The 25,444-nt window shown below is 69.0% G+C and carries 15 protein-coding genes; 9 read left to right on the forward strand and 6 right to left on the reverse strand.

What is annotated here, in order from left to right:
• Positions 1 to 117: 117 nt before the first annotated feature.
• From M8859_RS29190 to M8859_RS29205, 4 genes are all read right to left on the reverse strand, one after another.
• Positions 118 to 882 carry a TIGR03943 family putative permease subunit gene (locus M8859_RS29190; protein WP_195070818.1) on the reverse strand — a complete coding sequence of 255 codons (765 nt, stop codon included), beginning with the start codon at positions 880 to 882 and terminating at the stop codon, positions 118 to 120.
• Entirely contained in the window at positions 879 to 1,880 is a 1,002-nt protein-coding gene (locus tag M8859_RS29195) for a permease (RefSeq protein ID WP_321212516.1), read from the reverse strand. The genes M8859_RS29190 and M8859_RS29195 overlap by 4 nt, the downstream gene beginning before the upstream one ends.
• Before the next feature lie 193 nt (positions 1,881 to 2,073).
• Positions 2,074 to 2,688: a class I SAM-dependent methyltransferase gene (locus M8859_RS29200; RefSeq protein WP_159927057.1), complete on the reverse strand. Its 615-nt coding sequence runs from the start codon at positions 2,686 to 2,688 to the stop codon at positions 2,074 to 2,076.
• 52 nt (positions 2,689 to 2,740) lie between these two features.
• The gene (locus M8859_RS29205; RefSeq protein WP_159927055.1) at positions 2,741 to 3,832 is read right to left on the reverse strand and encodes an aldo/keto reductase; all 1,092 of its coding nucleotides are present in this window, start codon (positions 3,830 to 3,832) and stop codon (positions 2,741 to 2,743) included.
• Between the two features lie 46 nt (positions 3,833 to 3,878).
• On the opposite strand from M8859_RS29205, the gene M8859_RS29210 reads away from it, so the two are divergent.
• The 9 genes from M8859_RS29210 to M8859_RS29250 all read left to right on the forward strand — a co-directional run bounded on the left by M8859_RS29210 (position 3,879) and on the right by M8859_RS29250 (position 22,420).
• The gene (locus tag M8859_RS29210; RefSeq protein WP_249645139.1) at positions 3,879 to 7,796 is read left to right on the forward strand and encodes a non-ribosomal peptide synthetase; all 3,918 of its coding nucleotides are present in this window, start codon (positions 3,879 to 3,881) and stop codon (positions 7,794 to 7,796) included.
• Positions 7,783 to 8,280 carry an OsmC family protein gene (locus tag M8859_RS29215; RefSeq protein ID WP_159927051.1) on the forward strand — a complete coding sequence of 166 codons (498 nt, stop codon included), beginning with the start codon at positions 7,783 to 7,785 and terminating at the stop codon, positions 8,278 to 8,280. The genes M8859_RS29210 and M8859_RS29215 overlap by 14 nt, the downstream gene beginning before the upstream one ends.
• Positions 8,277 to 15,575: a type I polyketide synthase gene (locus M8859_RS29220; RefSeq protein ID WP_195070821.1), complete on the forward strand. Its 7,299-nt coding sequence runs from the start codon at positions 8,277 to 8,279 to the stop codon at positions 15,573 to 15,575. The genes M8859_RS29215 and M8859_RS29220 overlap by 4 nt, the downstream gene beginning before the upstream one ends.
• The gene (locus M8859_RS29225; RefSeq protein ID WP_159927047.1) at positions 15,572 to 16,294 is read left to right on the forward strand and encodes a class I SAM-dependent methyltransferase; all 723 of its coding nucleotides are present in this window, start codon (positions 15,572 to 15,574) and stop codon (positions 16,292 to 16,294) included. Before M8859_RS29220 ends, M8859_RS29225 begins: the two co-directional genes overlap by 4 nt.
• A 73-nt stretch (positions 16,295 to 16,367) precedes the next feature.
• Complete coding sequence (gene hsaA, locus M8859_RS29230; protein WP_159927045.1) at positions 16,368 to 17,573, forward strand: 3-hydroxy-9,10-secoandrosta-1,3,5(10)-triene-9,17-dione monooxygenase oxygenase subunit; 1,206 nt, start codon at positions 16,368 to 16,370, stop codon at positions 17,571 to 17,573.
• Entirely contained in the window at positions 17,570 to 18,913 is a 1,344-nt protein-coding gene (locus M8859_RS29235) for a class I SAM-dependent methyltransferase (RefSeq protein WP_249645140.1), read from the forward strand. The genes hsaA and M8859_RS29235 overlap by 4 nt, the downstream gene beginning before the upstream one ends.
• Positions 18,910 to 20,301, forward strand: coding sequence for an FAD-binding oxidoreductase (locus tag M8859_RS29240; protein WP_249645141.1), 1,392 nt, complete (start codon positions 18,910 to 18,912; stop codon positions 20,299 to 20,301). Before M8859_RS29235 ends, M8859_RS29240 begins: the two co-directional genes overlap by 4 nt.
• The gene (locus M8859_RS29245) at positions 20,298 to 21,419 is read left to right on the forward strand and encodes a class I SAM-dependent methyltransferase (RefSeq protein ID WP_159927041.1); all 1,122 of its coding nucleotides are present in this window, start codon (positions 20,298 to 20,300) and stop codon (positions 21,417 to 21,419) included. The genes M8859_RS29240 and M8859_RS29245 overlap by 4 nt, the downstream gene beginning before the upstream one ends.
• A 17-nt stretch (positions 21,420 to 21,436) precedes the next feature.
• Complete coding sequence (locus tag M8859_RS29250) at positions 21,437 to 22,420, forward strand: fused (3R)-hydroxyacyl-ACP dehydratase subunits HadA/HadB (protein WP_159927039.1); 984 nt, start codon at positions 21,437 to 21,439, stop codon at positions 22,418 to 22,420.
• A 561-nt stretch (positions 22,421 to 22,981) separates the two neighbouring features.
• Here the strand turns inward: M8859_RS29250 and M8859_RS29255 are convergent.
• A complete protein-coding gene (locus tag M8859_RS29255) occupies positions 22,982 to 23,302 on the reverse strand; it encodes a hypothetical protein (RefSeq protein WP_195070826.1) in 321 nt (106 codons plus the stop codon).
• A 1,086-nt stretch (positions 23,303 to 24,388) separates the two neighbouring features.
• On the reverse strand, positions 24,389 to 25,258 hold the full coding sequence (locus M8859_RS29260; RefSeq protein WP_249645142.1) for an alpha/beta hydrolase: 870 nt from the start codon (positions 25,256 to 25,258) through the stop codon (positions 24,389 to 24,391).
• Between the last annotated feature and the right edge of the window lie 186 nt (positions 25,259 to 25,444).

Consider the following 25,444-nt stretch of genomic DNA (forward strand, 5'->3'; position numbering starts at 1 on the left):
TCCACGGGTTCCCGAAACGAGCGGTCGCAATCAATCCGGAAGGTCACGGTCGACAGCCCAGCCGATGTCCGGCGACGAACTCGGCCCTCGTGGGTGGCTGAAAGCAGCGACCGCGGATCACTGGCGACTGCGTTCGTATGTGTGATCCGGAGCTGGGATCCGCTGATAGTCGGTGACGCGGAGAGTTGGTGTGAAGTCGGGATCATGCTGGGCGCTGTCCGGTTCGACGAAGCCGCGGACCTCGAGCCACGTGTCGTCCTCGATCACTTCCGGCATCCCCGTAAGGTGCACGACTACATAGCGGGCATCGGCGACGCAGCAGGTGATGACCACTCGCGCGAGATCTGTGTCGGTGGTGTCGGAAGGCCGTTGCCCGAGATCGACCGGCCGCATCGCGAATCCGCTGATGGTCACCTCTCGGCCGTCCAGGGAGCGGTTCGAGTCGAACAGCGCCCGATCCACCAGATCGACAACCCGCAACGTCGGTGCGGGATCCGTCGGCAGGGGCGGAAACGGCCATCGCTCCGGTTGCGCCGAGGGCGAATCGCCGGCCACGACCTGTACCCGAGGGCTCGTCACGGCGGCGTCGGCGCCCAGCGCGGGCGGGGCGATCAGCAGCAGTGCGGCGGCCGGAAGCAGCAGGAGCCAATGGGCCCGGCCGGTGCCGTGCCCATGGTCGTGCTCGTCGCTCGAGGTGGCCGCGCCGCGCCGGATGTCGCGCACGATCGCGATCAGCCCGAGCAGAATGAAACCCGCGCCGCTGATCAGCAGGAACGGATAGAGGCCGGGTTTCACGTAGCGCAGGTAGGAGCCATCGAGCGCGATCCACAAGACCGCGCCGCCGATCAGCAGCAACAGCAGATTCTGGGTCTCCCGTCTCACCGGGCACCTCCGAGAAAGACATATCCGGCGAGGGCGCCGCACACCACGGCCACCCCGAGCGTCACCGGCGCGAATCGCATCGCGAACGCTCGTCCGAACGTACCCGCCTGCATGGCGAACAGTTTCACATCGACCGCGGGCCCGACCACCAGGAACACCAGCCGCGGCAGCAACGGCAGCGTCGACATGCTCGCAGCGACGAACGCGTCGGCCTCCGAGCACAGCGCCAGCACGATCGCCAAGACGGCCAGAACAACGATGGCTATCACCATCTGGCCGGCCAGATGTTCAAACCAGGAGGGCGGGACCAGCACATGGAGCGCGGCGGCCGCCCCCGCGCCGAGTACGAGAAAAGCGCTGGCCTGTAGTAGATCGTGGCGCGCGGCCTCGGTGAAGACCTCCCAGCGGGTGCGGCCCGCCACGCAGTGACCATGCCCGGCCCTCGGCAACAGCCACGCCGGACGGCCGAACATCGACCAGATGAAGCCCATCGCGACCGCGGTGGCCAGCGAACCGGTGAACCGCGCCGCGACCATACCCGGCTCGCCGGGAAAAGCCACCGCGGTGGAGATCAGCACGACCGGGTTGGTCGCGGGCGCGGACAGCATGAAAGCCAGCGCTACCGAGCCCGGCGCGCCCTGATCGGTCAACCGTCGCGCCACCGGCACGACACCGCACTCACATCCAGGCAACGCCATGCCCGCCAGCCCGGCTACGCCGATCGCCGCGGGCTCGTTGCGGGGCAGCACCTTTCGCAGCACGGCAGGGGAGACGAACGCCGCGATGCCACCACTGACCAGTACGCCGAGTACCAGAAAGGGCACCGCCTGCACGAAGACGCCGGAGAATATCGTCACCGCGGTCTGCAACCGTGCCGACGCACCGACCGCGCGCACCAGCGGCGCCTGCATGACCAGCCCGAGGGCGATCAGCGCGACCAGTGCGTACGTCGAGGGCACTTTCGTCCGAATCGACGTCGGAGTGTTCTGCGCGAGCACGCTCACATCCTGTCAGCACGAGCCGCCGAACCCGTCGACCGACCCTGATCGATGAGGAACGGCTTCGTTCCCGTGACCGTCATCCGAACAGGATCGCGGTCGTCGCTTCCAATGGAACCCGCGTGTGGGGCGGCGGAGGGAGGTCCGCAGGGGCGGGGCGTACGCGTCCATGGTGCGCGCCCGCCCGTGCCGATCAGGCCGGCCGCGTGGCGGTGGCGATTTGGAAAACGCCGTCTACGCGTCGGATTTTCGGCTCACGCAGGCCGGCTTCTTCGAGCATGGCGACGAGTTCGGCGTCGGAGTGGAAGCGGGCGCGCTTGGCGACCGGCGGTGGCATGAGCGACCGTGGGGGATCGGGCGCGACGGTGTGCAGGACCAAGCGACCGTTCGGTGCGAGGACTCGGTGCAGTTCGGACAGCATGGCGGGCGCCTCGACGAAGAACAGGATGTTCATCGCGGTCGCGCTGCTGAAGTGTCCGTCCGGCAGGGGCAATGCTTCCGCCGCGGCCTCGATGACCTCGAGCCTGCCCTCTCGGACGGCGGTTTCGTTCCTCGACCTGGTGAGCGCCACCATATCGGCGCTGTGATCCACGGCTGTTACGCGGCAACCGGTTTCCAGCGCACTAGCGGCGAAAGTGCCGCCTCCGCAGCCCACCTCGAGGAGGTGGTCGTTGTCGGTGAGGTGAAGCTCTGCCAGCGTGTCGCGGAAGATCGGGTGATGGGATTTCATGTCCCGCCACATCAACCGTGCCAGCGGTCCGCGAGGTCTGCGCAGCAGTCGGTCGGTGAACAGATCGAAAAGAGCCAAGGCGAATTCCTGTCGTGATCGTCCGAAGGTGGTTCAGCTGTGGGAGCTCAGCTCAGCTCAGCTGAATCCGCATGTCTCCGTGCACGCTGCGGTGAGCCAATGGGCGAGCCAGTACGGTGTGCGGATATCCCGGCGTGATGGCGGACGCATTGCTGAGGCGCTCGAGATGGTGGTCGTCGAAGGCGAGGTCCAAGGCGTCGAGGTTGTCCTCGAGCTGCGCGCGAGTTCGGGCACCGAGAACGGGTGCGGTTAGGCCGGGTTGGCGCAGCAGCCAGGCGAGGGCCACCTGCGCCGGCGACCGGCCGAGTTGCCGGGCCACCTGGCGTACGGTCTCGGCGATGGTCAGCGACCGTTCGGTGAGACCGTCGTTGGCGACGATCAGGTCTTTGCGGGTGGTTCCCACCACCGGACGCCGCGCATCCGACGGGAGATCCGCATCGGTGTACTTACCGGCGAGCACGCCTCCCGCCAGTGGCGACCAGGCAACCACGCCGAGGCCCATTTCGCGGGCCATCGGCAGCATGTCGTGTTCGGCCGTGCGTTCGGTCAGGTTGTACTCCAGTTGAACCGCGATGAGCGGCGTCCATCCCCGCAAGTCGGCCATCGTCTGCATGCGTGCGATCTGCCAGACGGGGGTGTTCGAAATGCCGAGGTACAGCACTTTGCCCGCGCGCACCAGATCGTCCATCGCGCGCAGGATCTCTTCGGGCGGCGTGAGGCCGTCCCACATGTGCAGGTACAGCAGGTCGAGATAGTCGGTGCCCAGGCGGCGTAGGCTCGCCTCGACCGAGGCGACCATGTTCTTGCGATGGTTGCCGCCGGAATTCGGATCGGTGAGCCGTCGCAGCAGGGTGTACTTGGTGGACAGGACCAGAGCCTCGCGGTCGGCCGCGGCGAACTCGCCGAGCCATTTCTCGGCGTTGCCGTTGGTGTAATTGCCTGCCGTGTCGAGGAAGTTGCCGCCGCGTGTGACGTAGGCGTCGAAGATGCGCCGAGCCTCGTTCTTGTCGGCGCCCCATCCCCAGTCGGTTCCGAAGGTCATGGTGCCCAAGGCCATCGGTGATACACGCAGGCCCGACCGTCCCAGCAGCCGGTAGCAGTCCAGGGCATCGTTGGAGGACGCATTGTTGAAAAACGTTGTCATTATCGTCTAGTGTAGGCCCGCTGAGTTTGCCGAGCAAGGGCTGGAGATGGCGACAATCGATACAGAAGTTCGGCGTTGCGCCGCAACGGTTCTCGGAATCGATGCGGGCGGGATCGACGCACAGCGCCCCTTGCAGGAACACGGGCTGGATTCCTTTCTCGCCGCCCGTCTGCACCTGCGTCTGGCCGAACGCACCGGGGTGCGCGTGCCACTGGAAGCCTTCGTCGGAGCCACGCTCGACTCGTTGGTCGCGGAGATCGAAAAGCGCAGGGAATCAGTCGATCCGACGCGTCGAGAGACCGTCTCGCCGACGCCGCCCGTCGCGGCGTCCGAGATCGTCGTCGAAGAAGAACTGACCCCCATCCAGGCGTCCTACTGGGTGGGCCGCGAGGCCGGCATGCCGCTCGGGGGGGTGGCCACGTTCTACTACTTCGAATTCGACCGCGATCCGGAACGATTCGTGGCAGCCGACGCGCGGGCCGAAGTCGGCGCGCTGGAGACGGCGTGGAACACGGTGGTTGCCCGCCACGACATGCTGCGGGCCATCGTGACCGACGACGGCCGTCAACGGGTACTGCCGCCGGGGCGGCGCTACCGCATCGAGGTTACCGACCTGCGGGATGCCGCAGGCGATGCCGCCGCGACCTTGGCGCGGCTGCGCCACGAGAAGTCACATCAGGTGCGCGATACCGCGACAGGACCGTTGTTCGACATCCACGCCGCGCTTCTGCCGTCCGGCGCGCTGCGGCTGTTCGTCGGATTCGACATCATCGTGCTGGATATGGCGAGCTGGATTCAGCTCATGCGGGAGTGGGGTGAGTTGGTCGCCGATCCAGACGCGGCGCTGCCACCGCCGCCGACCTCGTTCCTCAGTATCGTGCGCGCCCGCCGGGCGGCCGAGGTGGGCCGCCGGGAACGGGATCGCGCCTACTGGCAGGAGCGGCTGGCCGGCCTGCCGCCCGGCCCTCGGCTGCCCTATGCGGTCGCACCCGAAACGATTCGCACCGCCCGATTCCGGCGCCACGAGGCGCGGCTCGCACCGGAACACTGGACGGCTCTCGGCTCTCGCGCCGCGCAGCGTGGCCTCAGCCCTACCGCGGTGCTGCTCGCGGCTTTCGGACTCACCTTGTCGCGGTGGGGAGCCACCGACGCGTTCTGCCTCAACGCCACCCTGTTCGACCGATCCGACGAAGGCGGGGACAACGAGGGCGTCGTCGGGGATTTCAGCACCACCGCGCTGGTCGAGATGCCGGCCCCGAACCCGGGCGATTGGCTCGGGTTCGCCGACTACGCTCGCCGCGTCAACACGCGGTTCTGGGCCGACCTGGAACACCGCTCCTACAGCGGCGTCGAGGTGCAGCGCGAGCAGACCGCCGACCTCGCGCCGCGTTACCCGGTGGTGTTCACCAGCGGGGTCGGTCTCGGCCAGGCCGACGGCCCGGCCGCGGGCTGGTTGGGAGACGAGGTGTTCGGAGTCTCGCAGACACCGCAGGTGACCCTCGACCACATCGTCTGGGACGAGGCCGGGGGATTGCGGCTGGCGTGGGATGCCGTCGAGGAAGTCTTCCCGCCCGAGTTCGTGGATCGGATGCTCGCCGCCCACGCCCGCCTGCTGCGGCGGCTGGCCCAGGACGAGACCGCCTGGGACACCGCGGAACTGGGTTGGAATCCGTATTTCGAGACGGTGCGACCGCTTCCATCCGGACTCGGTGCGGGGTTGCTCACGGACCTGCAGCGCCACCAGGTGGCCGAGCGGCCGGAGTCCGCGGCTGTGCTCTCCACCGCAGGACTGCTCACGCACAGCGAGGTGTCTACACGGGCGCGCGCCATCGCCGGGCGGCTGATCGCGGCCGGTGTCCGACCGCGCGATCGAGTGGCGGTGCTCGCTCCCAAATCTGCGGATCAGATCGTCGCCGTCTACGGGATTCTCTGGGCTGGAGCGACATTCGTCCCGATCGAGCCGGAATGGCCCGCCTCCCGCATTGCCTCGGTCTGTCGCCGCGCCGGGATCGGACATGCTCTCGCCGTACCCGGTGTGGAGCTGCCGGAAAACGTCATCGCGCACCCGCTCGACGCTCCTGGCGGTGCTGTCAGCGTCGGCGAGCCGATCGCCACCGCGGACGACGACCTGGCCTACGTCATCTTCACCTCTGGATCGACCGGTGAACCCAAGGGGGTGGCCGTCGAGCACCGCGCCGCCCGCACCACGATCGACGACATCAACGATCGCTTCGGCATCGGTCCGGGCGATCGGGTGCTCGCGCTGTCGGCGCTGAGTTTCGATCTGTCCGTCTACGACATCTTCGGCGTGCTCGGCGCGGGAGGGGCGCTGGTACTCCCGGACGCCGACCGGTTGCGCGATCCGGGCCACTGGTGCGAACTCGTCGCCGCTCACCGGGTGACGGTGTGGAACACGGCCCCCGCGCTCGCGGAGATGCTCGTCGAATACGCCGAGGCCGACCCGGCGGCGGCCGCGCGGCTGCGGTGGCTGCGCGTGCTGCTGCTGTCGGGTGACTGGATTCCGCTGTCGCTGCCCGGTCGGCTGCGCGCGGTGATCGGTGAGCAGGTGCGCGTGATCAGTCTGGGCGGCGCGACCGAAGCCGCCATCTGGTCGATCTGCCATCCCGTTCAGGAAGTGCGTCCCGAGTGGACCAGCATCCCGTACGGCAGGGCGCTGCGCGAGCAGTTCTTCCTCGTGCTCGACGAGGACGGCCTGCCCTGTCCGGTCGGCGTACCGGGTGAACTGCACATCGGAGGGGCTGGTCTGGCACGCGGGTATGTCGGGGACGACGAGCAGACCGCCCGACGTTTCATCCGGCACGACCGGCTGGGAGACCGGCTGTACCGCACCGGTGACCTGGGCAAGTGGCGGCCCGACGGCGCCATCGAGTTCCTCGGCCGCGTCGACCGGCAAGTCAAGGTCCGCGGCCACCGCATCGAACTCGGGGAGATCGAGGCCGTACTCCACCGGCATCCAGCCGTGCGCCGGTGTGTGGCGGCGGCGGTACCGGGGGCGGACGACCGGCCGCAGCTCGTGGTCTACGTGGTGGCCGGTGACTCACCGGCGGACACCGCGGAACTCACCACCCACGCGGCGCGTCACCTGCCGCAGTACATGGTGCCGTCCCGGTGGGTGCTTCTGGACGCCGTGCCGTTGACATCCAACGGCAAGGTCGACCATTCCCGATTGCCGAACCCGTTCCGTCGCGAGGAAGCCGAGACGGGAACCACCGCACCGGCCGAATACAGCCCGGCGATCAATGGACTTCCGACCGAAAACGGACGACCGGATCTCGGCCGAATCGCCCCGGTGGCCGCTCCAGCGCCCGCCCGGGGGACGGCCGCCACAGCCGGCGATCTCGCCGAGACATCGGTTGCGGCGGAGGAACAGGCGAGCACACCGGCCGACGACTGGCTGCTGCACGCGGCGCGACAAGCCGAGGCGCTGGGACTGACGTTGACACTGCGTGCGCAACCCCTCGACGGCGTCACCGAGAACAACGCCGCCGAGTGGGTCGGTCGTCTGCATACGGCGGCCACGGCCCGCGGCCTCGTCGCCGAGGCGCACTACGGCGACGCGGCCGAGCTCGTCCTCACCGCTGCGATGCCGACCATCACGGCCACCCGCGCGCGGATCGAATCCGCGGTCGTCGAGGTCTTCACCGACCTGCTCGGCCCAGGTATCGCGGCGACCACCCCGTTCAACGATCTCGGCGCCACCTCCCTGACCCTGGTCCGGGCCCATCGCAAGCTGCGGCACCTCACTTCGGTGCTCACCGTGCCGGACATCTTCCGGCTCGGCACCGTCCGGCGGTTGACGGACTGGATCGTCGACCACACCGATCAGGAGACCTCGACCCGCGAATCCGGCGCCGTGTCGATCGATCTCACCGACGCCATAGCGCGCGGCCACCGTCGACGCGCCCACCGATCGAAAGCGAGGCTCGCGGATGTCGTTCGCTGACACCGTGTTCCGGCTGCGCACCGCCGCGAGCCGCGCGGCCGACCGCAGACAGCGGTTCACCGTCCGTACCGAACACCGTCCGGATACACCCACCGAGATGCGGGTGCGCATCGGCAAGCACACCCTCGTGGTCGACGAACCCGTGGCCGCGGGCGGCGGCGACGCCGGTCCCGACCCGATCGGGATGGCGCTGGCCGCACTGGGCACCTGTCAGGCGGTCACGTACCGCTTCCACGCGGCACGGCTGGGTATCGCTGTCCATTCGCTGTCGGTGGACGTCGACGCCGACGTGGACCTCGGGCCCGTCTTCGGGCTCGCCGAGCCGGTGCAACCGGGTCGTATCCGGGTCCGTGCCCGGGTGGGCGGCCCGCACGAAGCGGCCCGGTATCGCGAGCTGCACCAGCTCGTGGAGGCGTCCTGTCCGGTGCTGGCCATGATGCGGGGCCACCTGGCGGTGGACTCGGAATTGGAGATCGAATCGTGAACGACGACAATGCCGTCGCCATCGTCGGGATGGCCTGTAGATTCCCGGGCGCACCGGACCTGGCCGCCTACTGGGACCTGATCGCCTCGGGCCGGGAAGGTCTGACCCGGTTCGACGACGCGGAGCTCGCCGCGAGCGGGGTACCCGCCGAACTGCGCGAGCACCGCAACTATGTGCCGGTCGGGGCGGTCATCGACGGACAGGACCGATTCGACCCGGAGCATTTCGGCATCGTCGCACGCGATGCCGCCCTGATGGATCCGCAGCTGCGGCTGCTGCTGGAATGCGCGTGGGACGCCCTCGGCGACGCCGGGCACCGCGGTGGCACCGGACTGGACGCGGTCGGCGTGTTCACCGGGGCCTCGCACAGCGACTATCTGGAGCACAACCTCATCGCCTACCGCCAAGGCGCGCAGCGGGATCCGCTCGGTCGGCTGCAGGCGGAAACGGGCACGCTCACCGACTACTTCCCCCAGCAGATCGCCTACCGGCTCGACCTCACCGGCCCCGCGGTAGCGGTGCAGGCCGCCTGCGCTACCTCGCTGGTCGCGGTACACCTGGCCGCGCAGGCACTCCTGTCGGAGGAGTGCGACGCGGCGCTGGCAGGCGGTGCGTCACTGATCGTCCCGCAGGGCCGCGGCTACCTGCACGTGCCCGATGCGATCTTCTCCGCCGACGGGCATACCCGGTCGTTCGGGGCGGACGCGACCGGCATGGTGCACAGCCAGGGCGTGGGCATGGTGGTCCTGCGGCGGCTCGCGGACGCGCTGGCCGACGGCGACCCGATCTACGCGGTGCTGCGCGGCAGCGCGCTGAACCACGACGGTGGCGGTAAGGCCGGTTTCACCGCCCCATCGGCGGCCGGGCACGCGCGTGCGATCAGCGAGGCGCTCGCCGTGGCCGATATCGGGATCGACGCCGTCGACCTGATCGAGGCACACGGCACGGCGACCGCCCTCGGCGACCAGATCGAACTGTCGGCGCTGACCGCGGTCTTCGCCGACCGCACGGCGCCCGAGCCGATCGCCTTGGGCTCGGTGAAGAGCAATATCGGCCACACCAACAGCGCGGCCGGAATCGCGTCGCTGATCAAAACCGCACTCGCTCTGTGGCATCGCCGCATCCCGGCAACCCTGCACGCGCGTCCCGCCCATCCTGATCTGGAACGCAGGCGCGGGCTGTTCGAGGCCGTCGAGCACACCCGGGACTGGCCGGAGCGCGACGGCACCAGGATCGCCGGGGTGAGCTCGATCGGCATCGGCGGCACCAACTGCCACGTGCTGCTCGAACAGGCGCCCCCGCACGGTGAGTCGAACGACCCCGATCCCGACCTGCGCGCACAACTGCTGTTGATCTCGGCCGCAGCGGAGTCCGGATGCCGAGACCAACTCGCGCAGGCCGCGACCGTCGTGACGGCCGACGCGAGGGCCGACTACGCCTACACCGTCTCGAGCGGCCGGCATTCGGACTCCGGATGGCGTGCCACCGCACTATTGACCGCTCAGGACCCGGGCCCGCGCCCGATCGCCCTCGCACAGGTACCGCCGAGGCGATCGGACATCGTCTTCGCCTTCCCGGGAGCGGGTGCGCAGTATTCGGGGATGGGTGCCGGGCTCTACCGCGACGAGCCGGTGTTCACAGCCTGCATCGACGACTGCGCCGAAGCGCTGAACCCCCTACTCGACTACGACATCCGCGAAATCGTCACCGGCCACGCCCCGCAGCAGGACGTCGACGACGTGCGCTACGGGCAGCCTGCCCTGTTCGCGGTGTCGCTCGCCACCGCGGCGACTCTGCGCGGCTACGGCATCGAACCCGACGGTGTCATCGGCCACAGCCTCGGCGAGTACGCGGCCGCGGTGGTCGCGGGAGTACTCAGCCTGCCCGACGCCGCGCGCCTGGTGGCGGTTCGATCGGCGGCGCTGGCCGATGCCGCGCCTGGCGCGATGCTGGCGGTCCCACTCGCCGAGGAGGACGCGCGCGCGGCGCTGGCACGCTACCCGGAGATAGCGTTGGCAGCGGTCAACGGCCCGGATGCCTGTGTGGTCTCCGGACCCGCCACGGCTGTCGAGGCGTTCGCGGCCGCCCTCGGTCGAGCCGGAATCCGCTCGAGCAGACTGCACGTCGCAGCGGCCCTGCACTCGCCTGCCGTGGCGGCCGCGGTCCCGCCGCTGCGCGCCGCGGCGGCGAGCGTCCCGGTCGCACCGGCTGCTCTGCCGCTCTACAGCACTCTCACCGGCCGCAGGACCCGATCCCTGGACGCCGAGCACTGGGCGCGGCACCTGCGTGAACCGGTACTCTTCGCCTCTGCCTTGCGGACCGCGACGGCGGCGGCCCCGACCACCCTCGTCCAGGTAGGGCCGGGCAGCACCCTCGCCACGCTCGCGCGCCGCAACGCACCCGAGGGCCTCACCGCCGCGCTGAGCACCCTGCCCGAGGCCGAGGAGCGGACGGAGGGCGCCACCGCCGACCGTGCCGCGCTGCTCACCGCCGTAGGCCACCTCTGGTGCGGCGGTGCGGATATCGATGTGGCGGCCCTGCACCGCCGTCGCCGGCGTGTCCGCCTGCCCGTCCACCCCTTCCAGCGCCGCCGGATCTGGATCGATCCGCCTGCCGTCGGCGAAGTGCCACCGGCCGAATCGGATCTCGTGGTATCCGATCGCGTTGCGGAGACGAACGGGTTCGCGACCGTCGTCGAACCAGAGGTGCGTTCCGAGCTCGTACCAGAGGTGCGACCGGAGCTCGTATCGGTGGTGAGCGCACCGACCGAGTCCCCGGCGGCGGTCTTCGAGCCGGTCGCGTCGTTCGCCGCACCCGCGCTGTCCAACGGTGCTCTCGTTGCTACGGCGCCGAACGACATTACGGAACGTCCCGACGAACCCCCGCGGTTCGCCGTTCCGGAAGAGGAGACGATCGCCGCCCTCTGGGCGGACACGCTGGGCGAGCAGGTCGACGACGCCGAAGCCGACTTCTTCGCGCTCGGCGGAACCTCCATGCTGGCGACGCGCATGTTGGACATCCTCAACGAGCGGGAACGCACCGATATCCGCATGCGCGAGCTGCTCTCGCACTCCACCGTGGCCGCCTTCGCCACACTGCTGCGAGATCGCCGCCCGCCGATGCCCGCGGCGAGCGTCGATTCGTCCGCGTCTCCCGCCGCCGCCATCCAACCCGTTCGTCGGGACGAGATACCGGTCGTCGAGGCGGATCCCGCCGTATTCCCGCTGACCCGGGTACAGCACGCGTACTGGGTGGGCCGATCGGGCGCGTTCGGCCTGAGCGACGTGTCCTGTCACATCTATCTCGAATACGATTGCGACAAACTGGATCTGGAACGCTACGAGCAGGCGTGGAACCTGGCGATCCGGCGACACGAGATGCTGCGCGCCGTCATCACCGAGGACGGACACAACCAGATCCTCGCCGAGGTGCCGGAGTTCCGGATTCGTCGCCACGACCTCACCACCTCCGCAGGCCAGGCGCGCGAGGACACCCTCACCGAGTTGCGGCGGCGGCTGTCTCATCGGGTGCACCGTCCCGACCGCTGGCCGCTGTTCGATGTGCGTGCCGCGGTACTGGACGACACCACCACCCGGCTGTTCCTCGGAATCGACGCCCTCATCTGTGACGCCGGGAGTTTCCTGGTCCTCGACCGCGACCTGCGTCTGCTCTACACCGACCCGACGGCCGAATTGCCGCCGCTGCCGACCCGGTTCGCCGACTACGTGGCATACACCGAGTCCCGCTCGGACTCCGCGGCCCGGCGGCGGGCGATCGACTATTGGCACAGCCGGATGGAGGACCTGGCCGGTCCGCCCGACCTGCCTACACACACCCGCACCCAGGCCCAGCCGTGGTTCGGCCGCCGCGATGCCCGGCTCGCACCCGAGGAATGGCAGCAGCTGCGGCGGTTGGCCGCCGATCACGGTGTCACGCCCTCGGCGGTCCTGCTCACCGCCTATGCGGACGTGCTCGCCGCCTGGTCCGGCGACGACCGGTTCACCCTGTCGCTGACCCTGGTCGACCGGCCGGTGGCCCTGCCAGGCATAGACTCCGCGATCGGCGATTTCACCACGCTGCTCGCCCATGAGGTGGACCGCATCGCCGGAGGAACCTTCGCCGAACGGGCCGCACAGACCCAACGGCGCCTCTTCGATGACATCGACCACCGCGAGTACTCCGCGCTGGATCTGCTCGCCGAACTGTCCACCCGCACCGGGCAGCGCAGGCTGCTGCCGGTGGTGTTCACCAGTGCGCTCGATGTCGCCCAACTGGTCGGCGGCGCCCCGGACCTGGAGTGGGCGGGCCCGATCGTGCACGGGGTGAGCCAGACCCCGCAGGTGTGGCTCGACCACCAGGCATTCGTCCACGCCGGCGGTCTGCAACTGCAGTGGGATGTCCTCGAAACCGTCCTCGATTCCGCGGCCGCGGATACGGCGTTCACCTCCTATGTGGCGTGGCTGCGCCGCCTCGCCGCGGCTCCGGAGGCGTGGACCGCCCCGGACGCCGCGATGAGCCGGGCAGAGGGGGACGAGGACGTCACCGACGCCGTGGCCGCCATCTGGACCCAGGTGCTCAACCTCGACGCCGGTGTCGTACGGCCCGACTCCACATTCGTGGGCCTGGGCGGCGATTCGGTGCTGGCGGTGCGCATGGCCACCATGGTGCGCCAGCGACTAGGCGTCGCTGTGCCCGTGGCGGAACTGGTAGGGGATCTCTCGTTCGCCGACCTCATCGCGCTGATCGACGAACGTCGCACCGGTATCGCGGTAACCGCCGTCGAACTGACACGGCAGGCCGACCCCACCGCACCGTTCCCGCTCACTCCGCTGCAGCAGGCGTATTGGGTGGGACAGCAGCACGGATACGCACTGAGTTACGACTCAGCGCACAACTATGTCGACTTCCGGCTCACGGGCATCGACCCCACGGTTCTCGACACGGTGGTGCGGCGGCAGGTGGAACGCCAACCCATGCTGCGGGCGATCTTCCTGCCGGACGGCACCCAGCAGGTGCTGCTCGCCGACGACCCCCGATTGGCCACTCTCCCCATCACCCACCTCGACCTGCGGAGCGCCGACGCCGGTGAGATCGATCGGCGGCTCGCCGCCATCCGCGCCGAACTACAGCGCACCGGCCCGCGAATGGATCCGTGGCCGTTCACCATCACCGCCGCCCGGCTTCCGGGCGACGAAGTGAGCCTGCATATCGTGTGCAGTCTGCTCGTGGCCGACGGATGGTCCGTCCAGTTGATGTTCACCGAGCTGTTCACCTACCTCGACGACCCGAATACCGTGTTGCCAGCGCTCACCGCCCACTTCGGCGACTACGTGGAGACCGTCTCCCGGCAGCGTGACGAACCCGAATGGCAGGCACAGCGAGACTGGTGGTGGGAACGGATCGACGATCTGCCGCCCGCCCCGGCGCTGCCCTTGGCGATGCCGTTCGACCAAGTGCGCCCCGACACTCTGGAGCGTCGCGAATTCCGGGTGACCGGCGAGCGCATGGCGGTCCTACGCGATCGCTGTGCCGAGTACAACATCACCCCGACCGCCGCGTTCGCCACCTGCTGGGCATTGGCGCTGGCCCGGTTGGCCGGGCACCGCCGGTTCCTGCTGAATGTGCTGTATCTCAACCGGTTACACCTGCCTCGCGATCTCGATCACGCCATCGGCCCCTACGCGGGCACGGTGCTGCTCGATATCGCCCTGCCCGTCCGGCCGACGTTCCTGACCGCCGCACGGCATGTGCAGGAGGCTACCGCCACCATGCTCGACCACGGACAGGTCACCGGCGTGGAGGTGGTGCGGGAACTGGCCCGGCGCCGGCGCGACACCGCCCCCCAGGCCCCGGTCGTCTTCCACAGCACCCTCGGGCTGCATCCGCCGGGCGGCACCCCCGACACGGTCGGAGTACGCGACTTCTACCAGCGCGTGCGCACGCCGCAGGTGGCCCTGGACATGCAGGTGTTCCAGTGGGACTGGGACGATTCGGTGGCGGTGAATCTGGACGCCGTCGCGGAACTGTTCCCGCCGGGCGTGCTCGACACCCTGTTCGCGGAGGTGTGCGATACCGTCACCGCGCTCGTGGACCGGCCCGAGACCTGGACGGCGACGGTCGAGTTGCCCGACACCGAGAAGCCCGCGCCCACGGCAGGTGCGCCGAGTCCCGCCACGGTGAGCGGCCCGCCCGCCACCGCCACCGAGCGCGCCATCGCCGAACTGTGGGAGCGGATGGTGGACGCCCCGCTCGATATCGACCGTGGTACCGACTTCTTCACCGCCGGGGGAGATTCCGTACTCGCCATCAGGATGCTCAACCGCCTGCGCGGGGAACTCGGCCTGGTGGTGACGCCGCGGGAGTTCCTCGCCGACCCGACCCTGGCCGCGGTCGCCACCGCCGCGCGCCAGGAGGCTCCGGAACAGCCGCTTCCACGCGACTGCCTGGTCCCGCTGCGCGACGGCACCGGCCGACCACTGTTCCTGATCCACCCGACCGGTGGCGACGTACTCTGTTACGTCGATCTGGCCCGGACACTCGATACCCGCGCACCGATCATCGGCATCCAGGACCCGGAACTGGTCGGCGCGCCCGGTCCGGAGACGATCGCCGAACTGGCACGGGTGTACGAGGGCGTGGTGCGGGCTCACCAGCCCGCCGGTCCGTACCGCATCGGCGGCTGGTCGATGGGCGGGATCATCGCACACGAGGTGGCCCGGCGGCTGCGCGCGGCCGGTGAGACCGTGGAGGCGCTGGTCCTGCTCGACTCGAATATCGCCGACCGCATTCACCATGTCGACGGGCGCGGCTTCTGGACGCGTTATCTCGGATCGCTGGCGGCGTTCCTCGAATTGGATATCGACACCGGCATGTTCGGACCCGACTTCGACCGGGCGCCGGATGACCTGCAGCGCGCCGAGGTGCGGCGCCGACTCGCGGACGCGGGCCTCGTCGAACGCGGCGCTCCCGCCGATCAGCGGCTCAAGGAGGACGTCTTCCGGCGTCATCTGCGCGCGCTCGGCGCGCACCAGACCGGTGATCTCGACGGTGCTGGACTCGACATGCTGTTGGTGCGGGCCGAGTTGCCCGCGCCGCACAATTCCGGGGTCGGCATGGGAGTCGACGACTGCGGCGATCTCTCGGACCTCGGATGGGCCGCGCATACCGACGTCGTGATCGATTCCCGGCCCGTCGCCGCGCATCACTATGCCCTGCTGCGACCGCCCGCGGTCGTCACGGTCGCTCATCTGGTGTCGGAACTGCTTGCGAGCCTTGATGATTCGGAGAAGCCGTGACCGACGACTACGCCGCCGCGGCGGAGTTCTACGACCTCATGGCCACACCGTATGTGGCCGGAGTGGAACCGGTGCTGACCAAACTGCTCGCCGGGGTGGACACCATCGCCGGACCGGTCGCCGATGTCGGGGCGGGCACCGGACTGTCCACTATGCTGGTCGCCGACGCGCTACCCGACGCGCGGATCGTGGCGGTGGAACCGGCCGCCGCGATGCGCGCGGTACTGCTGTCGAGACTGGCGGCCCGCAAGGACCTGCGTGAGCGAATCACCGTACTGCCTACGGGTTTCCTGGATACCCGACTGCCCGCGCGGTGTGCGGCGGTGGTCGCTCTCGGGGTGATCGGGCACTTCGACGCCGCCACCCGTCCGCGGGTGTGGGCGGCCATCGCGGACGCACTGGTCCCGGGCGGTGACGCCGTGGTGGAAGTGCAGCGTCCCGGTCGCGTCGAACCCTCAGCGGAACGGCGCTACACCACCGCCCGCGCCGGTGACCTGCGTTACGAGGGCTGGAGCCGGGCCGACCCGGTGGACGCGGACTCCTTGATCTGGCGGATGACCTATCGCACCTACCAGGGCGACCGGCTGGTGCAGGAGGTACGCACCGAACACCATGTCTGGCCTGCCGACGCCGACCGGCTCACGGCCGAGGCCCGTGCGGCCGGGCTGCGGCCTGCCGACGCCGACCCGGCGACCGGACTGTTGCGCTTCACCCGCTGACGATTCACCGCAGCCGCTGGTGCGGCCGACGCCCGCTTCCTGGACCACCCGACCCGCTATGGAGGACAACGCAATGACCGACGACGCCACCACCGCGGTACTCGCCGCGGTCGGTGCACTGCTGCCGACGCTGAGCAAACGTGCCCCGGACACCGAACACGCTCGGCGGATCCCGGTGGAGTCCCTCACCGAACTCACCGCCACGGGGTTCTTCGGCCTGCTGCGCCCGCGGCGCTACGGCGGACACGAAGCACACCCCGCCGTCTTCTATACGGCGGTAGCCGAGCTGTCCTCGGCGTGCGGCTCCACCGGATGGGTCGCGTCCGTGCTCGGCGTATCCCCCTGGAATATCGCGCTGTTCGACAGCCGCGCCCAGGACGAAGTGTGGGGTACCGACACCGACACTTTCATCTGCTCCTCGTACGCCATGACCGGCACCGCCGTTCCCGTCGAGGGCGGCTATCGGCTCAGCGGCGCCTGGGGATTCGCCTCCGGCTGCGACCACGCCCGCTGGGCGTTACTGGGCGCGAAGGTCGTCGTCGACGGCGAACCGGTCGATTCGTGCACCTTCCTGGTGCCCGCCGACGACTACACGGTCACCGACGTGTGGCAGGCGATCGGTCTGCGCGGCACCGGAAGCAACGATATCCATGTCGACGAGGTGTTCGTGCCCGCGCACCGGGTGCTCGGCGCCGACGCGGTGACCGCCTGCCGCACACCAGGTCAGCAGGTCAACGACGGCGCGCTGTACCGGATTCCGTTCGGTTGCCTGCACACCAGCGCCATCACCGCCGCCATCGTCGGCATGGCGCGCGGCGGCTACCGCGCACACCTCGAACAGCAACGCGACCGCGTGCGCGCCGCCCTACCCGGCGACGCCCGCAAAGACACCGGCTACAGTGGCGACGCGTTCCGCCACGATCCGGCCACACTGGAGCGGATCGCCGTGGCCGCCACGGAGATCGATGCGGCGTGGCGGCAGCTCACGCACAATATCGACGAACTGTACGTGCTGGCGGAGGCCGAGAAACCCATCGGACCGCGCGACCGGTTGCGGCTGCGTCGCGACCAGGTGCGCGGTACCGAGCGCGCCGTGGCCGCCATGGACCGGCTGTTCGAGAACTCCGGCGGTCGCGCCTTGCGGCCGGACAGTGCCGTACAGCGTTTCTGGCGTGATGTGCACGGCGGGCGAGCGCACGCGGCCAACGACCCGGAACGCGTGTACCGCATGTTCGCCGCGGCCGAGCTCGCCGCGGTATCGGAGGCGCGGAACCCGTGACCGATCAGCTGGTCTCCATGCTCGACCGGCACCCGTGGGTGGACTCGGCACGACGGGACGGGTACCGCGACGTGGTCGTGGTGCGGCCCGCCGCCGCGGCCGTCACGGTGCGGCCCGTTCCCGGGGAACTGCTCACCGAGTATCTCGAGCACTGGCGGCACGTATACGAGTACGTGTACTCGTCGGAAGAACTGCGCCACGGCGATGATCTCGACCTTTCCGGGTGGCGCGCCTCCGATACCGGTGCGGCGTTCCCCCGCGAGCACATGCTGGAGTGGATCGACCACGCTGTCGGACTGGTGCGGCGCGCCCGCCCCGGAATCGTTCTCGAAGTCGGTTGCGGCAGTGGTCTTCTCGTCCACCGCCTGCACTCGTCGACACGCGGCTACCTCGGGCTCGATCCGGCCGAACCTGTAGTCGAGAGGCTGCGCGCACGCGGGCTTCCGAGAGTGGCGGTACTGCGGGCCGCCGCACACGAACTCGCCGGCGACCGGGTGCGGACGGCGTTGCGCCGACTCGAGCCGGCCGGGCGACCGGACTGCGTGGTGCTCAACAGCGTGACGCAGTGCTTTCCGGACGAGCGCTATCTCACCGCCGTACTCGATGACGCACTCGACATGGTCGCACCCGGGGGCACCGTCGTCGTCGGAGACATCCGTAACCTCGCCAACGCTCAGGACTTCGCTCTCTGGTTGGAACAGGCCCGCACTCCGGGGCTGCGCGCCGACGACCTGGCGCGACGGGCGGCCGCACGGCTGGACGCCGACGAAGAGCTCCTGTGCGATCCCCGGGTTTTCGCTCGAATCGCTCGGCGGCACCCCCGATCGGTGCGGGTCGCGTGCTACGCGAAGCCGATGCGGGCCGACACCGAGCTGACCCGCTACCGCTACGACGTGGTGCTGACCGTCGACGCGCCCGCACCCGGCCTCAGCCGCATCGTCCCATGGCGTGATCTGCCCGCTCGCGACACCACCGACCGGATTGCCGCGCTCGCCGAGACGGTACGGCGGGACGCGACCGTGGTCGCCGGTATCCCGAACGCGCTGTTCGATCGCGACGCCACGGACGCCGTCACCCCCGCTGCGCTCGCGGCCGCACTGCCGCCGGAGTGCGCGGTCCTGCTCGACTCGGCGGACGGCCGGTTCCTCGCGGTCGGCCGCCCGGAACATCAGATGGACCTGGAGGCCGTACGCGCCGACCCGCCGCGCGCCGCCTGCAACGACCCATTCACCCGCTACCTGCGCCGCCGGATGCCGGAGGTCCTGACCGACTACCTCGAACTGCTGTCCGCCACGGCACACCCTCCCATCGTCGTCTCCGAGGAGTTCGCCGCCGTATGACCACCACACGACCGACCACCGACTACCTCGCCGACTTGCGCACGGCATGCCGGGGCGCCGTCCTGGCGCCGGGCGATCCAGGCTACGACCGGGCCCGGCAGCGCTGGAATACGGCTGTCGACCAACGTCCGGTGGCCGTCGTGCGGTGCGCCCGGGTGCCTGATGTGCGGGCCGCCGTGACGACGGCGCAGCGGCACCAGCTGGCTGTATCGGTGCGCGGCGGCGGACACGAAGTCGCGCGGCATGCGGCGGCCGACGGCTCCCTGCTGCTCGATCTGTCGGGACTGCGGACGATCACCGTCGACCCCATCGCCCGCCGCGCCACTGTCGGAGCGGGCGTCACCTGGGCGGAATTCGACCGTGCCTGTCATCGGCACGGTTTGGCCGTGACCGGAGCGGACGTGTCGACCGTCGGCGTGATCGGGTCCACTCTGTGCGGCGGCAGCGGCTGGTTGCAGCGTATGGCCGGGTTCACCTGCGACAGTGTGCGCTCCGCGCAGGTCGTGCTGGCCGACGGTCGGCTGGTGCACGCCACTCCCGACCATCACCCCGACCTGCTGTGGGCGCTGCGCGGCGGTGGCGGCAATTTCGGGATCGTCGTGGCTCTGGAGTTCGAGCTGCATCCGATCGGCTCGATGCACGCGGGCACACTGCTGTTCCGGATCGAGGAGGGGCGCAGAGTCTTCCGCGAGTTCCGCGAGCTCTGTGCCGAATCCCCGGACGAGTTGGCGCTGCGCGCCACCTTGCTGCACTGGCCCCCCACCGCCCCCGAAGGACCGCCGATGGCGGCGGTCACCGTCGCCTATTTCGGGCCGCGCGACCGTGCTCGGACGGAATTGGCGAGGCTGAAGCGCCTGGGCGAACCCGAGCTCGACCTCATCCGTCCGCTGGAATACCCCGAGCTGCAACGCAATACAGAGCAGGCCTTTCACGAAGGCCACGGCACTGCCACCGGCACCGAGTGGCTGCGCGCGTTCGATGACGACGCCATCGAGGCACTCATCGATCTCGCGGGGCGGATGCCGACCCCGTATTCGCTCGTCTCGGTCCATCAACTCGGCGGCGCGCTTCGGCGCGTGCCGGTGGACGCGACCGCGTTCGGCTACCACGACGCCGCCTACCACGCCGTTATGTTCTCCGGCGGTCCCGCCGGAACCGACCTGGATCCTTCACGCCGGTGGATCGCCGAGGTCGTGGCCGCGCTCCAGGGTTGTTCCGCGGGCGGGCCCTATATCGGCATCCTCGACGACACCGCGTCCGCGGAACGGGTGCGCCGCGCCTATCATCCCGATTCCTACCCGCGGCTGCAGCGGCTCAAGGCCACCTATGATCCCGACAACCTGTTCCGCTGCAATCACAACATCCCGCCGCTGGACGGTCCGCGATGACCACCGACGAGACGTTCGAAATCGCCGCACGCGCCTCGAACGCCGTCGCGGACTTCGATGCGCGGCAGTGCCTGTCCGCGCGCGATGACCTCGATCTGTTCGGGTTGCGGGCCATGGCCGCGGCGCTGCGACCGGCTTTGTACGGTGGTGTGGCGCGTTCCGAGGACGACCTCGCGTCCACGCTCGAAGTCGCGCCGCGGCATCGCTGGCTGCTGCGTCGCTGGCTCGGCCTGCTCACCTCGCGCGGAGTGCTGAAATACGACGCGGATCAGAAATTTTCATCGCTTCAGGCGGCTGCCACACCGGTGCGCGCAGATCTCGACCAGGTCTGCGCCGATCTCGGGTTCTCCGGACAACTCGCGCGGTTCTTCACGGCCGCCAACCGGCAAGCCCTCGAGCTGTTACAGGACAAGGTGCTCGCTCAGGAACTGCTGTTTCCGGACGGGGACCTGCTCACCGCCGAGGCCGCATACCGAGACAATCCGGTCAACCGGTACCTGAACGCCGCCGCCGGTGCGATCGTCACCCGCGCGGTGGACGCATTGGCCATCGACCGCCACCCCGTGCGCATCCTGGAACTGGGCGCCGGCGTCGGCGGTACCACCGCCGACCTGCTACCGATGCTGGACGGAATGCCCGTCGAATATCACTTCACCGATGTGTCGTCGTTCTTCCTCGACGCCGCCCGAACCCGCTTCTCGCACTATCCCTGGCTGCGGTTCGACCTGGTCGACCTGAATGCCGAGCTTCCGCCGCCACAGTCGGTCGACATCATCCTGGCCGCGAATGTGCTGCACAATGCCCACCGCTGCGGCGTGGCGTTGCGGCGGCTGCGCGAGCTGCTGCGCCCGGGCGGCCGGCTCGTCGTCATCGAGTCGTGTCGTGAACACTTCCAGTTGCTGACGTCCATGCACTTCCTGATGTCTCCCCGACCTGGCGGCGTCCGACCCGGCCACGACGATGTGCGGGCGGGAACCGACCGCATCTTCTTGACGGAGTCCCAATGGCGGTCCGAACTCGTCGCGGCGGATCTGCCTCCGTGGCTGGTGCTGCCCGGTCCGGATCAGCCGTTGGCCGCGCACGGGCAACGGATCTTCGCCGCGCGGACATCCCGTTGACCCGAGGAGGCTTCGCCATGCACCCGCACCCCAGCGTCGGCCGTCGATACACCGCCGCCGACCACTACGAGGTCGGGCGGGAGAAAATTCGGGACTTCGCCCGCGCTGTCCAGGATTTCCATCCCGCCCACTGGGACGACGGCGCGGCCCGCGAACTCGGCTACTCCGGACTGCTCGCCCCGATCACCTTCGCCTCCGCGGTTGGCTCCCTCGCGCAACGGGCGCTCATGCGCGCCGCACTCAACGGCTACGATCCGGCGCATCTGCTTCACGTAGAGCAGGACATCCACTGCCATCGCCCGGTGGCCGCCGGCGATCGGCTGACACACGAGATCACCGTGGACTCCCGCCGACCCACGCCGGGCGGCGACCTGATCGCCGTCACCATGACCATTCGCGATCAGACGGATGCCGTGGTGCAGACCGTGCACACCACTCTCGCCGGCCGCCACCACGACACCTCGCCGACCGTGGAAGCGCTCGCCATGCTGGACCTGATCGACCGCGTGCCGACGTCATCACAGGCGGAGATTTCAGAGTGGATCGCCGAGCCGCTCGCGGCGCGGCCCGACCGGCACATCGCCGTTCCGGAGCTTACGGTGGGGCAGCGCTTCCCGCCGCGCACGGTGAGGCTCTCCCGGGGCGAACTCGTTCACTACGCCGGTGTCTCCGGCGACATCAACCCCATCCACTGGCACGACGCCGCAGCCCGGCACGCAAGCCTGGACGCGGTCGCTGCCCATGGGATGCTGACGATGGGACTCGGTGCGGCCTGCTTGACCGAATGGCTCGGTGTCCCCGACAGCGTCATCAACTATTACGTACAGTTCGCCACGCCGGTTCTCATCGCCGCCCATCGGCCCGCCGAGATCACGTTCGACGGCGCGGTCCGATCTGTCGATCCGGCCACCCGGCGGGCCGCGATATCTCTGACCGCCCGCAGCGCCGACACCTCCGTCTTCGGCCTCGCCTCGGCGACCGTGCACGCTGATACGCGCTGACCGAATGGTCCAGCGACCATGCGGTACTCGACACGGTCGCCGAGCTGCCTCTAGAGGGAGCTGGACGCGGAATCGGTTCGAAGGAGAACGCTGGCAGCGCGCCGGTCGCGCCGATCCGGATCATGCCGGGGTTCGACCCCGCCGTGTCAGGGATTCGCCGCGATACTCCCGCCGATCGGCGGCCGACGCCCCCACCGAAACTATCTCCTGCAGTGCTGGTCCTCGTGCTCGCACGGCAGCGGCGTGGTCGCGCTGGTGCGCGCGTCGGCTGCCGCCGACTCGGCGGACTCCGGGTACTGCTGTCAAGACGTCGCGGTGAGGGCGGCGGCGCGCCGGCACTTGCCATCCATGGCTCAGTTCCGGCTGAGGGCCGAATTCGATTGCCGCCGGTTACAGATGAGGATTGACTTCGGGTTGCGCCAGTGTCGTGATGTTGTCGGGTAATCCGAAGCCGTTGATGTCAGAGCTCATCCGCATCGGTTACTTCAATAATGTGTTCTGAGTTTCGATTCTGGCAAATCCGCTGCAATAGCGTAGATGCCGAGGCTCTACGAGTCCGAATCAGGCGGCGGGCTGAGGCTGGGTCAGATCTCTGACGCCGGTGATCGCATCGATAATGTTGACGATGGCGGAGGTGCCGCCGTCGACGGCCGAGCTTCCGGAGTCGAGCATGGCGGAACCGGAAGACGAGCCGGCCGAACCCGTGGAGGAGCCGCCATCGGCCGAACCCGAGGCCAGGCCTGCGGAGCCAGTGGTGGCAGAGCCGGTGGCAGCGGAGCCCGCGGCGGCGGAGCCGGTGGCGGAGGCCACCGCGACCGGGCCGAAGAACAGGGCGGCGGCGGAGACGGCGCCGGCGGCGACCAGGATCTTACGAGAGAACATGTACGGAGCTTCCTTTCCACAGATGGATAACAGCGCCATCACGGCGCGCACCAGCAACGTTAAGAAAAAGAAACCAGCAAATCTACTTCTCTTATTGTGTCAATAATCACCGTTAATAATGGGCTAACAAAATATTGTGCCCAGGTAACACAATTTGATCTTCATTCCGGACTCGGATTGACCTATCTAATTCGGTTGATTCTTCGATGACTCGCGTATCGGCGTGGGGTGTAGGGGATCTCGGATCCGAGTTTCCTCTCGGCAAGGCGCGACCCGAGCCGCCGACCGCGCTGGGTGTCCTCTGGAATGACGGCGATCCGGCGGTCATGTCGGGTGCTGTCCCGCGCCGTCGCTCCGATACCGGCGTGGTATCGGCGTCATCGCGGCCACCGGTCATCAGAACCCGATCGCCGATGTGTGAGCGCGCGGAGGCGGGAGGAACAAACAGTCGTGCGCCGCGACCGATGACCCGCTTTCGGCGGTGGATCCGATCCGCAGCAGTCCCGGGCTGGGTCCGTTCGATTACCGGTTGACCAGCAGCTCCGCTCGGTCTATCCGACTGGGGACACGATGATGTTGACTGTCTGGCATGTCGAACCCGAATACCCCTGTACCGCAGCCCGCTCCGCCTCGGCAGCAGGCGAATGCGACGAGATCCCGGTCCGGCTACGGCCTGTTGGCGACCGCGATCCTGGCCGCCGGTATCGGGGGAGGCATGCCGGCGTGGCATCCATGGGATGAGAACACAGGGCCGGCGCCGTCAGAAGACCCGCAGCAGATCACAATCCAGCACATCGGTGACCAGCGTGAATCGGGAGGGGCCCAGAATCGACACGACCGGTCTACTGCATGACCAACGAGACCGGCGGCCTGTACTGCATAGTGATGCCCAACCGCTACAGCGGTATTCACGAACCCACCGTTGAGCGGACGCATGTCGAATTCTCCGTGTCTGCGCTGCGCCAGTAGTGGCCGACAGTGACGATTCGTTGTCGGGTCTGCGAGCTCAGCCGCGACGATCAGCCGCTGTCCGCCGCGACTGCAATTCGCGTAACCCGCTGGTGCGGTGGGAGGCTCGAGCAGACGTCACTCCGATGTATGCGCGAGGATGGCGGCGGCCAGCTCCTCGTGCACTTCCGGCGGCAGCGTGTGGCCCATGCCCGCCACGATCATCAGCCGCGCCCCCGGGATCTGCTCGGCGATGATCGCGCCATGGCCGGGCTTGGCCGGTTCGTGGCTGCCCTCGATGACCAGCGTGGGCGCCTTCACCTGGTGCAGCACGCCCACCGGCTCGAAGTCCGGGTCGGCCGCCGCGGCCAGTCGGTGGTTGGCCACCGTGGACAGGTCGCGGGCGCGGTCGTAGATCCGTTCCTGGAGCCGACGCGCCGCGTCCTCGTCGAACGGCAGTCCCGTGCCGTGCAGCATGCGCTGCTCGGCGATCATGCCGTTGATCCGGGCGCGCCGGTCCTCCGGCGGTGGGCCGGCTATCAGCGCTCGGTAGAAGGACGCGAACTCCGGCGTGGGCTCGGGCAGGCTCCCCTCTGGCTGTGGCTGTCCGGTCAGGGCCCGCATGAGCACCTTACCTTCGTCGCCGCCGAGTGGTGAGGAGCCGATGACGGTCAGCGAGCGCACGCGCTCCGGCCGCTCCACCGCGACGAACTGGGCGAGTAGTCCGCCCGCCGAGTGGGCTACCAGGTGCGCGCTCTCCAGACCGTGCGCGTCCATGACGCGGTACACGTCGTTTTTGATGTCGTCCCACGTGTACGGCTGCGCCGCGAAGTCGACGGCGTCCGACATACCGGTGTCACGGTGGTCGTACCGGATCACCCGGCGTCCTCCGGCGACGAGGCGATCGACGAACTCGTCCGGCCACAGGATGCCCTGGGACATCGATCCCATGATCAACAGGATCGGCGCATCCGTCACGGCGCCGAACTCTTCACTCCAGATGTTCACGTCAGGCATCTCAGACCATGTCTTCCCGGCCGGGCTCCCGGCCTCGTCGAAATATTTCATGGCACGACTGGGCCTTGCCGGATCCCAGGGCCAACTTGTTCGGCGGGACAATTCCCTTCCCGCTGTGATCCATTTCGTGTCGCCGGGCCCGGATCACCGGGGTGCGGTGGGCTGTCCCGCCGAGGC

Source organism: Nocardia sputi, assembly GCF_023501985.1.

Coding starts and splice junctions, on each gene's coding strand:
- M8859_RS29205 (WP_159927055.1), bottom strand. CDS start 3,832: ATGACAACGTTTTTCAACAATGCGTCCTCCAACGATGCCCTGGACTGC.
- M8859_RS29240 (WP_249645141.1), top strand. CDS start 18,910: ATGACCACCACACGACCGACCACCGACTACCTCGCCGACTTGCGCACG.
- M8859_RS29245 (WP_159927041.1), top strand. CDS start 20,298: ATGACCACCGACGAGACGTTCGAAATCGCCGCACGCGCCTCGAACGCC.
- M8859_RS29215 (WP_159927051.1), top strand. CDS start 7,783: ATGTCGTTCGCTGACACCGTGTTCCGGCTGCGCACCGCCGCGAGCCGC.
- M8859_RS29255 (WP_195070826.1), bottom strand. CDS start 23,302: ATGTTCTCTCGTAAGATCCTGGTCGCCGCCGGCGCCGTCTCCGCCGCC.
- hsaA (WP_159927045.1), top strand. CDS start 16,368: ATGACCGACGACGCCACCACCGCGGTACTCGCCGCGGTCGGTGCACTG.
- M8859_RS29210 (WP_249645139.1), top strand. CDS start 3,879: ATGGCGACAATCGATACAGAAGTTCGGCGTTGCGCCGCAACGGTTCTC.
- M8859_RS29250 (WP_159927039.1), top strand. CDS start 21,437: ATGCACCCGCACCCCAGCGTCGGCCGTCGATACACCGCCGCCGACCAC.